This is a genomic window from Streptomyces sp. TBY4 (assembly GCF_024213195.1).
Classification (GTDB): Bacteria; Actinomycetota; Actinomycetes; order Streptomycetales; family Streptomycetaceae; genus Streptomyces.
On record NZ_JANAVF010000002.1, the window covers coordinates 60,184 to 72,376 of the forward strand.

Consider the following 12,193-nt stretch of genomic DNA (forward strand, 5'->3'; position numbering starts at 1 on the left):
CGTGCCACCTGAATTCTCTGGTCGTGGACTTCCGTCCACGACAAGATATTCATCAGCGGGCCGGAGCGGCGCGTGGACGGAACAATCCAGGGGTGGGAAAGAAATGAACGCCATGAAGTCATTGATCGTCGTTTCCACCGGCGACGACTGGGGCTGGAGCTGACAGCTCGGAATTCCCCGGCATGACGTGACCCCACGTCGCCACGGAGTGGACTTTCCCCAGCCGGGGAAGGTGTTCCGCGCCACGCACCGTTCGCTCGCAGCCTTCGTACCGGCTCAGCTGCTTTCTCGGCGGCCTTCTCCGTAACTTTCTCCGCGATTTTCTCTGCGGCCCCTCCATGCCCTCTTCTCGCATGGGTCATTCCCGGGCCGATTCTCGCGACATTCACTTCCTCATCGAATTCAGAGGTGGCTTCACCATGTCTTCTTCCTCTTCTTCCTCTTCTTCCTCTCCTTCGGCGGCTTCGGCGTCCTGGTTCTCCCGCACCTTCCGCGGCAAGCGCAGGCTCACCGGTATGGCCCTGGCCGCCGCCGTCGCCGCGCCCCTCCTGACGGTGTCGGGGGCCACGTCGGCGTCCGCCACCGCACCCACGGTCGCCTCGATCGCCCTGAGTCAGGTGGGCAACAACTGCTCGCCGTACTACGGCTGCAACCATCCGACCGCCTGGTGCTCCGACTTCGCCCGCTGGGTGTGGGGCCGGGCGGGTGCCGAGGGCACCGGCACGCTCAATGCCGGCGCCATCAGCTTCAACACGTACGGCAGCCAGAACGGCACCTTCCACTCGACCCCCGAGGTCGGTGACGCCGTCCTGTACGACACGGACGGCAGCCTCAGTGACGACGAGGCCAACCACGTCAACCTGGTCGTCGCGGTCTCCGCCGACGGCCGCAGGATCAAGACGGTGGGCGGCAACGAGAGCGGCGGCGTCCGCCACCACGACTGGTTCGACTGGCGTACCAACAGCAGCCCGGTCGGATCCAGCGCCGGCAAGGTGCTCAGGTTCATCGGCCCGAAGGGCATCGCCAACAGCCCCGCTCCCGTTGAGGAAGCGGCTCCGGTGTCGGCGGTCGGGGACCTGACCGGTGACGGGAAGCCCGATCTGCTGGCCCGCTCCGCGACGGGCGCCCAGACCCTGTGGATCTATCCGGGCCTGGGCAACGGCCACTTCGGCGCCCGCGTCGACAACGGCGGCTGGTCGTCGATGGAACGCGTCAGTGGAGCCGGTGACGTCACCGGCGACGGCAAGGCCGACGTCCTGGCGGTGGAGAAGTCGACCGGCAAGCTGTGGGTCTACCCCGGCCAGTCCAACGGCCACCTCGGCGCCCGCATCGACAACGGCGGCGGCTGGGGCGACATCCGCATCGCGGGCAGCCGTGACCTGACCGGCGACGGCCGGGGCGACCTGCTGGCCGTCGAGGAGGAGACCGGAAAGCTCTGGGTCTACCCGGGCCAGACCAACGGCCACTTCGGCGCCCGCGTCCAAGCCGGGGCGAACTGGGACTCGATGAGCTCGGTCGGCGGGGCCGGCGACCTGAACGGTGACGGCAAGGGCGACGTCGTCGCCGTGGAGGAAGCCAGCGGCAAGCTCTTCGTCTACCCGGGCCTGGGCAACGGCCAGCTCGGCGCGCGCGTCGAGGCCGGTACGGGCTGGGGTGCGATGTCCAGCGTGAGCGGCGCCGGCGATTACACGGGTGACGGCAAGGCGGACATCGTGGCCCGCGAGAGCAACGGCCATCTGTGGATCTACCCGGGCCTGGGCAACGGCCAGTTCGGCGCCCGCGTCGACAACGGCGGCGGCTGGAACTTCACCGGCTGACCCCTGCGGGGGCCCGGCTTCACCCCCGGGCCCCCGCCCCCCTCTCTCTCTTCTCGAACCTCTCCTCGCACTCCTCCCTGCCCGAAAGCGGTCAGTCACCCATGTCCAAGCGTCTGCTCCAGTCCACCGTCACCGCGGCCCTCGCCCTCGCCGCCGCGGTCATCACCCTCCCGCCGGCCGCCCAGGCGGCCGAGCGCCCCGACTTCCAACTGCCCGCCTCCTGCGGGGAAACCTGGTCGGCCACCACGTACCCCAACCACAACCCCCAGTACTCGGTCGACCTGAACCACTACCCGGGTGACGACACGGGCCGCCCCGTGGTCGCCAGTGCCGGCGGAACGGTGTCGGTCGCGGGCAACAGCGAAGGCTGGGCCGGCATCCACGTACGGATCGATCACGGCGGTGGCTGGACCACGCACTACGCGCACCTGTCCCGTACGGAGATATCCGCCGGTGCCACCGTCCAGGCCGGCCAGCTCATCGGCCGCGTCGGGAACACGGGCAACTCCACCGGCGCACACCTGCACTTCGAACAGACACTGAACGGTGTGGGCCGGCCCCCCGTCTTCGACGGTGTGACGTACACGGGTGGCAGCCGTACGTTCACCAGCGCCAACTGCGGTTCCCCCGAGACGCCTTCGCCGGCTCCGGTGTCGGCGGTCGGGGACCTGACCGGTGACGGGAAGCCCGATGTACTGGCCCGTGCCGGGACGGGCGACAAGACCCTGTGGATCTATCCGGGTCTGGGCAACGGCCACCTCGGGGCGCGGATCAACAACGGCGGCTGGGGGAGCATCGACCAGGTCGCGGGCATCGGCGACGTCACGGGCGACGGCAAGGCCGACGTCCTGGCGGTGGAGAAGTCGACCGGCAAGCTGTGGGTCTACCCCGGCCAGTCCAACGGCCACCTCGGGGCCCGCGTCGACAACGGCGGCGGCTGGAACACCATGCGCATCGCCGGCGCCCGCGATCTGAACGGCGACGGCCGGGGCGACCTGCTGGCCACCGAAGAGGCGACCGGCACGCTCTACCTCTACCCCGGTCAGGCCAACGGGCACTTCGGCACCCGCACCGCCATCGGTTCCAACTGGGACGCGATGAGCACCGTGTCCGGCACGGGGGACCTGAACGGTGACGGGAAGGGCGACGTCGTCGCCGTGGAGGAGGCCAGCGGCAAGCTCTTCTTCTACCCGGGCCTGGGCAACGGCCAGCTCGGCGCGCGCGTCGAGGCCGGTTCGGGCTGGGGCGTGATGTCGAGCGTGAGCGGCGCCGGTGACTACACCGGTGACGGGAAGGCCGACATCGTGGCCCGCGAGAACGACGGGCACCTGTGGATCTACCCGGGCCTGGGCAACGGCCAGTTCGGCGCCCGCGTCGACAACGGCAGCGGCTGGAACTTCGACAACTGAGCACGTCACCGGGGCCCGGCCGCACGCCGGGCCCCGGCCGGCCGGTCCCTTCCGGACCGGCCCCTTGCGAACCGGTCCCTTCCGTGACCGGCGCCGGGCCCCCACGGCTCACCCGTACGGCCCCGTGACGCCGCCCATCGAGCGTGCCCAACGGCCCATCGGGCGTGCCCAACCGTCCTAGGAGAACAGCACGATGACAGCACGACAGCTCCGCCCTCGATCTGCCGCCGCCCTCACGGCCGCGGCCCTGGCCCTCCTCACCACCGCGACCGCCCTCACCGGCGCGATCAACGCGCCCACCGCCTCCGCCGCTTCCGTCGCCACGTGGGACAAGATGGCCGACTGCGAGGCGAGCGGAGACTGGAGCTACTACCGGGAAGGGCATGCCTACACCGGAGGCCTCCAGTTCGACGACGCCACCTGGCGGGCCTACGGCGGCGCCCAGTACGCGCCCCGTGCCTATCAGGCGACGAAGATGCAGCAGATACTCATCGCGGAGAAGGTGCTCGACGGCCCGCAGGGCGAGGGGGCCTGGCCCAACTGCTCCAAGCTGTACCACCCCGCCGCCGACCCGGCGGATCCCTACCCCGACACCCCGGAAGCGGGCCCCGTCTCCGCGGTCGGCGACCTCACCGGCGACGGCCGCCCCGACCTCCTGGCCCGGGCGGCCTCGGGCAACGGCACCCTGTGGATCTACCCGGGTGCCGGAGCCGGCCGCTTCGGCGCCCGCGTCGACAACGGCGGCTGGTCCGCCATGGCGCAGGTCACCGGCGTCGGAGACGTGACCGGCGACGGCAAGGCCGATGTGGCGGCCGTCGAGGGCACCACCGGCAAGCTGTGGATCTACGCCGGCCAGTCCAACGGCCACCTCGGCGCCCGCGTCGACAACGGCGGCGGCTGGGGCGGGATCCGCATCGCGGGCAGCCGTGACCTGACGGGAGACGGCCGGGGCGACCTGCTGGCCGTGGAGAAGTCCACCGGAAACCTCTGGGTCTACCCGGGCCAGACGAACGGCCACTTCGGAGCCCGCATCGAGGCCGGTACGAACTGGGACGCGATGAGCACCGTCGGAGGAGCCGGCGACCTGAACGGTGATGGCAAGGGCGACGTCGTCGCGGTCGAGGCCGGTTCGGGGAAGCTGTTCACCTACCCGGGCCTGGGCAACGGGCGGCTGGGGGCCCGTATCGAGGCCGGTTCGGGCTGGGGCGTGATGTCGAGCGTGAGCGGCGCCGGTGACTACACCGGTGACGGGAAGGCCGACATCGTGGCCCGCGAGAAGGACGGGCACCTGTGGGTCTACCCGGGCCTGGGCAACGGCCAGTTCGGCGCCCGCGTCGACAACGGCGGCGGCTGGAACTTCACCCCGTGAGCGCCCACCCGCCCACGACCAGGGCTCAAACGACCTCGACCTCGACCTCGACCGCGACCACGACGGCGCCGCGCCGGTCCCGTTCCCCCCGGCGCACCCGGGCCACGGCCCTCGCGGCCCTCGGCACCCTCCTGTGCGCCGTCGCCGGCATCCTGACCGCCTTTCCCGCCACCGCGGCCGTCCCCCACGTCGCCGACGCCTCGATCGCCACGCACAACGTGATCACCAGGACCGCCACCACGGGGATGGGCCTCAAGGACCTCAGCCGCACCGACGAATCCAGGGTGGACGCCTACCCCGCCACCCACCCCGGCGTCACCCGCGCCACCCTCTCCGACGTGCTCGCAGACACGGCGAACACCACCCCCGCAAGGCCGCTGTGCCACACCACCCACATCGACGGAGCCCAGGGCTTCTGCTGGTCGGAGCCGGACGACGCCACCACGCAGTGGTATCCGCAAGGGGTCACGCACGGCACCGTGGGAAGCCGCAAAGCCGTTCTGACCAGCTGGTACGGGCCGGGCGGCACCGAGCGCATCAGCGTCGCCGACGCCACGAACCCGTCCGCCGTCCGCTACCGGAACGTCCAACTCGTCGCCCTCACCGCGGACGGCAGCGGCTACACCGCGATCCGCGACGGCCACGCCAACGGAGTCGTCTGGGCCGGCACCCGCCTCTACGTCGCCAGCATCGGAAGCTCGCTGGACGTGTTCGACACCACCAGGATCTGGCGCACGGACTCCGGTACGTACGTACTGCCCCGGGTCGGCAGTTACGCGTACACGGGCGCCGGAACCGGCTGCGGCACCTACGCGCCCGCTTCGCTGCCCCAGCGCCCCTGCATCTCCGCGCTCTCGCTCGACCTGTCGGGGGCCGACCCGGCCCTGGTCACCGCGGAGATGGACCCCGGGAACGTGGGCGACCGCTTCGACCGGTCCGCGTCACCCGTCGTGCGCTGGCCCATCGACCCCACGACCGGGGTGCTGAAGGCCACCGCCGGCGTCGTTCCGGCACGGGACGCGTACCGCTCACCCATCGGGGGCATCCAGGGCGTGGCCATGAACAACGGCCGGTTCGTCCTCTCGGCGCCCTGCCCCGAATACGTCGACGGCGGAGCCACGCACCTTCCGAGCTGCCTCTACCAGGGCGCGCCGGACGAGCCGGTATGGCTGATGACGCGCACCGGGATCTACACCCAGAACCTCTCCTACCGGCCCGACACCGGGGAGCTGTGGATGGTCAACGAGCGTCCGGGAGACCGCATGGCCTACCGCACCACCTGGCCGGCCGCCCCCACCCCCGCCGGCATGGTCCACCTCACCGCCGCGGACTTCACCGGGGAGGGCCGGGCGGACGTCGTCGGCGTAGAGGCGGCCACGGGCAAACTGTGGCTCTACCCGGGCAACGGCGACGGTTCCCTCGGTGCGCGCACACAGATCGGCGTCGGCTGGGGCACCATGGCCAAGCTGGCGGCCGGCGATCTCACCGGTGACGGCAAGGCCGACCTGATCGCCGTGGAGAAGGCGACCGGCACGCTCCAGCTGTACCCGGGCAACGGCCAGGGCACCCTGGGCGCGCGGTCGCAGATCGGCACAGCCTGGGGAGGCAAGCGGGACCTGACCGTGATCGACTTCGACCGCAACGGCAGGCCCGACCTGCTCGCGATCACCCCGGAGGGTGCCCTGATGGCCCACCCCGGCAACGGGAACGGCACGCTGGCCCCTCCGTCCCCGATCGGATCCGGCTGGGACACCATGAACGAACTCACCGCCCCCGGCGATATGACCGGCGACGGCAGGGCCGACCTCGTGGCCGTCGACCGCCAGGGCCTGCTGTGGGCCTACCCCGGCAACGGCACCGGCGGATTCGGCGACCGCACCCAGATGGGCAGCAGCTGGCAGGTCATGCGCCAGCTCGCCGGCGCCGACTTCAACGCGGACGGCAAGGGCGACATCATCACGGTCCAGGCCACCGCCACCACCGGCGGCCCCCTCTACCTCTATCCGGGAACAGCCACGACCACCCTGGGCCCACGGATCCAGATCGGCTCGAACTGGTAACTGCGTTCCTCTCACGGTTGACCCGGGACAGCCCAATCGAGTGCCATAAGTCGGTTAATATCCGACTTGGCATCGGTTTGGGGGAGAGGGTCTGACTGTCCCCGACGGCGCCGGAGTCGTCGTCGAAGGGAATGCGCATGTACGAGACGGAGCCGGTCGCGAGGCCGGGGCGGAAGCTGACCTGGCCGTGGTTCCTGGCCGTGGTCGTGGCCTATGTCGCGGTGCTGAAGCTGGCCGGGCTCCTGGTCGGGGTGGACACCTCGGGATCGGACAGCCAGTTCCCGACGACCGCGGCGGTGATCCGCAACGGGCTGCTCCCGATCGGCCTGTCGGTGGTGTTCGCGGCGGCGGTGGTCACCTGGCTCGGCTGGTGGGGCGAGGTGATGCGGTACCGGGTGCCGGTGCGGCGGTGGGTGTGGTTCGTGCCGGTCTCGATGCTGGCGGTCGCGCTGCTGGGCGTGAACTACCCGAACCTGGCCGCCCAGAAGGCCTCCCTGGTCCTGGCGTTGGCGGCCATGGCGGCCTGTGTCGGGATCGCGGAGGAGCTGATGTTCCGCGGGATCGGCGTCCAGGTCTTCCGGCGGGCCGGCTTCAGCGAGGGCAAGGTCGCCCTGTACTCGTCGGTGATCTTCGGGCTCGTCCACGTCAGCAACGCGTTCGGCGAAGGCTCGCAGGCCCTCGTACAGGCGGCCGTCGTGTCGACGTCCGGGTACTTCTTCTACCTGTGCCTGCGGGCCGGCGGCACCCTCCTGCTGCCGATGGCCGTGCACGGCCTGTGGGACTTCGGGCTCATCTCGAACTCCGTCGGCCAGGACCCGAAGCTCTCCGCCGGCATGGTCCTGCCGATCCTCCTCCAGGTGGTGCTGATCGTCCTCCTGCTCATCAGGCACCGCTCGATCGACCCCGCCACCCGGCCGACGCCCGCATCCACCGTCCCGCCGATGTGACGGTCGCAGGACACCGTGTTCAACGTTCGCCCGCCGACACCGGCACCGCAGTCGATGACACGGAGACACAGGGACAGGGGGGAGTACGGGCGAGGCGGAGGCCGGGCCACGACGGTGCTTCTGCGCCGTCCGGTTCAGCGCTGGCTGTTCAGGAAGCCGATGGCGGCCGCTCCCCACCAGGCGGCCTGCGACACGGAGGCCGTCAGGGCACCACGGACCATCAGCGAGCGGGGAACGGTGACGCCGTCGGTGGCGGCGAGCCGGCGGTGCAGGGCGGAGGCCTGGACGCCGTTGAGCGAGAGCACCAGGACCAGACCGAGCTTCACGCACGTCAGGGGCGAACTGAGATCGGGGTGGAGGAAGGCGCCGCTGAAGAGCAGGCCCCCCAGGCCGGCCCACACGGGCACGTGCAGCGGAGCAGTGAAGTCGAGCACCTCACTGAGGGTCTTGCGGCCCGTGATCCACAGGGCGCCGTAGTAGTCGATGGCGAGGACCGCACCGAAGCCCAGCACCAGCGAGGCGAGGTGCACGAACAGGGCCGCGGTGTGAAGGGTCGTGTCCGCCTTCAGGTGCAGGGCGATCCACGTCGTGGCTGCCCAGCCGAGGAACACCGCGAGGGACGCCGCCGTGGTTCCGCACCAGCCGGGGAGCCGGAGAAGCTCTGCCTCCCGTCTTCGCGGGGTTGCGGTGACATCGGCGGCGGACATTGCTGCTCCAGGGTTCCGTAAATGGGGGGTACTGCCCCCATTCAGGGAGCGAGCGAAGGTAAGGCTGACCTAAGTGTCCGCGGTCGTCAAGGCGGCCGTCCGCCCAGTGGGCACGGTCCTGTCAGGCCAAGGCCCGTGCCCTCCCGTGGGGCGGTGGCAGGCATTCCGGTTGGGGCGGGCAGCGGCCCGGCCTCCCGGGCTCCGGGGGCCGAACCGGATCCGGGTGCGGGCAGGCCGGAGTGACCGGGATACCCTGCCGGTGGTCCTCGGACCCTGCGCGAGTCGCGGGGTCGCCCCCGGAACACCTCCCCGAAAGCGCAGCAGCCCATGTCCGCCACCCTCGTATCGCGGCCGCCTTCACCGGCCCGCGGAATGGTGCGCGGTCTACGGGCCGGCGCCCTGGCGGCGTTGTGCGTCCTGCTGCCGCTGGCGGGCCACCTCCTCGCGCAGGGGCACATGCCCCGGTGGGCGCTGCTGCTGGGAATGGCCGCGATCGCCGTGCCCAGTGCGGTGCTGCTGACCCGGCACAAGCTCTCCGACACCCAGCTCATGGCGGCCTTGGCCGGTGCCCAACTGGCGTACCACGCGGCGTACTCGCTGCCGGGGGCCTGCGCGGCGGCGACCGGTTCGCGGGACCCCATGGCGCTGGTCGAACACGCCTCGGCGGCGGGTGTCCCGCCGGAGGTCTTCTTCGCCGGGCACCTGGTCATGCTGGTGCTCGCCGCGCACCTGTTCGGGCTCACGGAACGGCTGCTGTGGCGCGGCAAGCCCGTCCTCGAGGCGCTGCGCGCCCTGCTGGTGTTCGTCTGGCCGCTGCTGCCCGCGGGCAACGGGCCGAAGGCAGCCCTGCGGGATCTGGAGCCGGGCGCGGCGCCGCCGTCCGCGATCGTGGTCCGGCTGCACGCCGGACGGGCACCGCCGCTGTCCGGGCGCGCCGTGCTGTGGCGTGCCCCTCTCCCGACGACCGGGCTGACGTCCGGCGGAGGTTTCTGCGCGGCCTAGGCCGTCTCTTTCGGATCTTGCCGGGCCCGCGGCGTCTGGCACCGCGCCTGGCCGCACTGCCAGGGCAACCGAGTACGTCCAGTACGCGGACGCCCCGACAGCACGGCCAGGCACGGCGCCAGACGCCGCGGGCTCGGCCGACAAGATCCGAAAGAGACGGCCTAGCGGCCCGGCGGAGGGGCCGTCCGCGGGCGGCGGCGTGTCCTGCTCCGGCTGGTCCGGGGACCACAGAGAGACCTCTCCCTTCCCATGCATTCCCTTTCCCGGCGCGCCGCCCGTACGGCGGCCCGCACCCTTGTCGTACCTCTCGGCGCCGCACTCCTGTGGGCCGGGGCTCCGGCCGCGTCGGCGCACACCGACCTGACCTCCAGCACCCCGGCCGACGGCGCCACCCTGGACGCCCTGCCGGCGAACATCGGGCTGACCTTCAGCGACGACATGACGCAGGAGTACGCCAAGGTCGCCCTGACCGCACCGGACGGAACCCCGGCGGGCGCCGGGCAGCCGCAGGTCGACGGCAAGAGCGCCTCCCTCGCCGTGAAGCCGGGTCTGCCTCCGGGCAAGTACACCGTCGGCTACCGGGTGGTCTCGGCCGACGGCCATCCCGTGTCCGGGTCCTACAGCTTCACCCTCCGGGCAGCCGCCCCGAGCCCCGCACCGGTTTCGCCGACACCGACTGCGGCGGCAGTAGCCGGGGCAGCCGGTCCGGCGCCGAAGCCGAGCGCCGGCTCCTCGTCGGAGTCGGACGGCAACGGCAGCGGCCCCGTCGTCGGCGGACTGCTCGTGGCAGGCGCCGGCGCCGCTGCCGGTGCCGCGCTGGTCTTCGTACGCCGCCGGAAGGCGCACCGTGCCGGCTGACCTCGTCCTGCGCGGAGCGGGCCGCCTGCCGCTGATCCTCGTCTCCTCCGCCGTCCTGGCCGTGAGCATCACGGTCGTCGGGATGTGGGCGGCCGGGTCAACGGCGCAGCAGGTGCCGGGCATCGAGGATGCCGGCCCGCTGACCTCCTGGGGTCTGCCCCTGTCGCGCGTCGTCGTGGACATCGCGGCGGTGGCGACGGTGGGCGCCCTGCTGCTGGCGGGCGTCCTGCTGCCCGGCGGCCGCGACCTCGGCCGCACACGGCTGCCCTACCTGATGGGGGCGGCGGTCGCCGCCGGGCTGTGGGCGCTGTCGTCCGCCGCCCTGATGGCCTTCACGCTGTCCGACCTGTTTGCCCGGCCGGTCGCCGAGGTGCTGGATCCGGCGACGGTGGCCGACTTCGCCCTCACCTCCGCACAGGGCCGCGCCTATGCGGCGATGGCCGCGGCCGGACTCGTACTGGCGACGCTGTGCGCGGGGGTGACGACCGTACGGTGGGCGCGCGCCGCGCTCCTCCTGGCCGTGGCGGCCGTGCTGCCGCCCGCGTTCACGGGTCACTCGGCGGCCTCCGCCGACCATGACGCGGCCGTCACCAGCCTCGCCCTGCACGTGGCCGGGGTCGCCGTATGGGCCGGCGGGCTGCTCTTCGTCCTGGTAGCCGCTCTGCGACGGACCGACGGAGCCGCCACCGCGGCACGGCGGTTCAGTCCACTGGCCGGCGGCGCGTTCCTGACCGTCGCCGCGAGCGGCCTGGTCAACGCCCTCGTACGGATGCCCCTGTCGGGAGCCTGGTTCACCACCGGGTACGGGCGGATGGTGCTGCTGAAGGCCACGGCGCTCCTGCTGCTGGGGACGATCGGCTGGTGGCATCGGCGCCGGACCCTCACCGCGCTCACCGACGGCGCCCGTCGCCCCTTCGCCAGGCTGGCCGCGGGCGAACTGCTGGTCATGGCCGCGGCGACGGGCCTGGCCGTCGCCCTGTCCCGTACCCCTCCTCCGGGCACCGGAAGCGGCTCGCCCACCCCGGCGGAGGAGCTCCTCGGATTCCCGATGCCGCCCCCGCTGGGCGCCTTCCCCTGGACTCCGCTGTTCACCCAGTGGCACTTCGACCCCGTGTTCGCCTTCGGCACGGGCGCGGCGGCCGCGCTCTACCTCGCCGGCGTGCTCCGGCTCCGCGCCCGCGGCGACCGGTGGCCGGTCGGGCGCACCGTCGCCTGGATGCTCGGCCTGGCCGTCACCGTCCTCGCGACGATGAGCGGGCTCGCCGTGTACGGGAAGGTCATGTTCAGCGTCCACATGGGGCAGCACATGATCCTCGCGATGACCGTGCCGATCCTCCTGGTCCTGGGCGCCCCGGCGACCCTGGCCCTGCGCGCCCTCCCCGCGGCCGGGAAGGAGGGGACGGCCGGTCCGCGCGAGGTGCTGATGTGGCTGCTGCACAGCCGCTACCTGCGGGTCCTCTCGCACCCCGCCGTGGCCGGCATCCTCTTCATCGGCAGCGCCTTCGCCGTCTACTACACCTCGTGGTTCGAGACGCTGATGGGCAGCCACCTGGGCCACATGGCGATGCTCATCCACTTCCTGGCGGTCGGCCTGCTGTTCTTCTGGGTGATCATCGGCGTCGACCCGGGTCCACGGCGCCCGCCCCACCTGGGCCGGCTGTTCGTGCTCATCCTGACCATGCCGTTCCACTCGTGGTTCAGCATCTCGCTGATGAGCTCCACCGACATCATCGGCTCCGGCTGGTGGGAGGCGGTGGGCCGCACCTGGGGGCCGGACCTGGCCCAGGACCAGTACAACGGCGGTGCGATCGCCTGGGCCACCGGCGACATCCCCGTCCTGATCACCACGATCATCCTGGCCGTCCAGTGGGTCCGCTCCGACCGCCGTGAAGCCCGCCGGATCGACCGGCGGATCGACCGCGGGGACTCCGGGGACCCGCTGGCCGCCTACAACGCCTACCTGGCGAGCCTGCACGCCCGAGACCGCCGCCTGCAGCAGCGGGCGAACGACCGGACCACCTAGA

General features: G+C 71.9%; 9 protein-coding genes. 8 read left to right on the forward strand and 1 reads right to left on the reverse strand.

Features of this window, described 5'->3' with window-relative positions:
• Positions 1-419: 419 nt before the first annotated feature.
• The 5 genes from NLX94_RS04605 to NLX94_RS04630 all read left to right on the forward strand — a co-directional run bounded on the left by NLX94_RS04605 (position 420) and on the right by NLX94_RS04630 (position 7,602).
• Complete coding sequence (locus tag NLX94_RS04605) at positions 420-1,817, forward strand: FG-GAP-like repeat-containing protein (RefSeq protein WP_254381284.1); 1,398 nt, start codon at positions 420-422, stop codon at positions 1,815-1,817.
• A gap of 101 nt (positions 1,818-1,918) precedes the next feature.
• Positions 1,919-3,226, forward strand: coding sequence for a VCBS repeat domain-containing M23 family metallopeptidase (locus NLX94_RS04610; protein ID WP_254381285.1), 1,308 nt, complete (start codon positions 1,919-1,921; stop codon positions 3,224-3,226).
• Between the two features lie 193 nt (positions 3,227-3,419).
• A complete protein-coding gene (locus NLX94_RS04620; protein WP_302168820.1) occupies positions 3,420-4,595 on the forward strand; it encodes an FG-GAP-like repeat-containing protein in 1,176 nt (391 codons plus the stop codon).
• Positions 4,592-6,655, forward strand: coding sequence for a VCBS repeat-containing protein (locus NLX94_RS39270; RefSeq protein WP_254381286.1), 2,064 nt, complete (start codon positions 4,592-4,594; stop codon positions 6,653-6,655). Before NLX94_RS04620 ends, NLX94_RS39270 begins: the two co-directional genes overlap by 4 nt.
• 137 nt (positions 6,656-6,792) lie before the next feature.
• A complete protein-coding gene (locus NLX94_RS04630) occupies positions 6,793-7,602 on the forward strand; it encodes a CPBP family intramembrane glutamic endopeptidase (RefSeq protein ID WP_254381287.1) in 810 nt (269 codons plus the stop codon).
• A gap of 134 nt (positions 7,603-7,736) precedes the next feature.
• Here NLX94_RS04630 and NLX94_RS04635 read toward each other — a convergent pair whose 3' ends face one another.
• A complete protein-coding gene (locus tag NLX94_RS04635; protein WP_254381288.1) occupies positions 7,737-8,309 on the reverse strand; it encodes a hypothetical protein in 573 nt (190 codons plus the stop codon).
• 327 nt (positions 8,310-8,636) lie between these two features.
• On the opposite strand from NLX94_RS04635, the gene NLX94_RS04640 reads away from it, so the two are divergent.
• The 3 genes from NLX94_RS04640 to NLX94_RS04650 all read left to right on the forward strand — a co-directional run bounded on the left by NLX94_RS04640 (position 8,637) and on the right by NLX94_RS04650 (position 12,192).
• Positions 8,637-9,311, forward strand: a complete 675-nt coding sequence (locus tag NLX94_RS04640) for a hypothetical protein (protein WP_254381289.1) — start codon at positions 8,637-8,639, stop codon at positions 9,309-9,311.
• A 249-nt stretch (positions 9,312-9,560) separates the two neighbouring features.
• Complete coding sequence (locus NLX94_RS04645) at positions 9,561-10,169, forward strand: copper resistance CopC family protein (protein ID WP_254381290.1); 609 nt, start codon at positions 9,561-9,563, stop codon at positions 10,167-10,169.
• A complete protein-coding gene (locus tag NLX94_RS04650) occupies positions 10,159-12,192 on the forward strand; it encodes a cytochrome c oxidase assembly protein (protein WP_254381291.1) in 2,034 nt (677 codons plus the stop codon). The genes NLX94_RS04645 and NLX94_RS04650 overlap by 11 nt, the downstream gene beginning before the upstream one ends.
• Position 12,193: the final 1 nt, after the last annotated feature.

Excerpts from the sequence above, each read along its gene's own strand:
- NLX94_RS04620 (WP_302168820.1), top strand. The coding sequence starts at position 3,420 with ATGACAGCACGACAGCTCCGCCCTCGATCTGCCGCCGCCCTCACGGCC.
- NLX94_RS04605 (WP_254381284.1), top strand. The coding sequence starts at position 420 with ATGTCTTCTTCCTCTTCTTCCTCTTCTTCCTCTCCTTCGGCGGCTTCG.
- NLX94_RS04630 (WP_254381287.1), top strand. The coding sequence starts at position 6,793 with ATGTACGAGACGGAGCCGGTCGCGAGGCCGGGGCGGAAGCTGACCTGG.
- NLX94_RS04610 (WP_254381285.1), top strand. The coding sequence starts at position 1,919 with ATGTCCAAGCGTCTGCTCCAGTCCACCGTCACCGCGGCCCTCGCCCTC.
- NLX94_RS04635 (WP_254381288.1), bottom strand. The coding sequence starts at position 8,309 with ATGTCCGCCGCCGATGTCACCGCAACCCCGCGAAGACGGGAGGCAGAG.
- NLX94_RS04645 (WP_254381290.1), top strand. The coding sequence starts at position 9,561 with ATGCATTCCCTTTCCCGGCGCGCCGCCCGTACGGCGGCCCGCACCCTT.
- NLX94_RS04640 (WP_254381289.1), top strand. The coding sequence starts at position 8,637 with ATGTCCGCCACCCTCGTATCGCGGCCGCCTTCACCGGCCCGCGGAATG.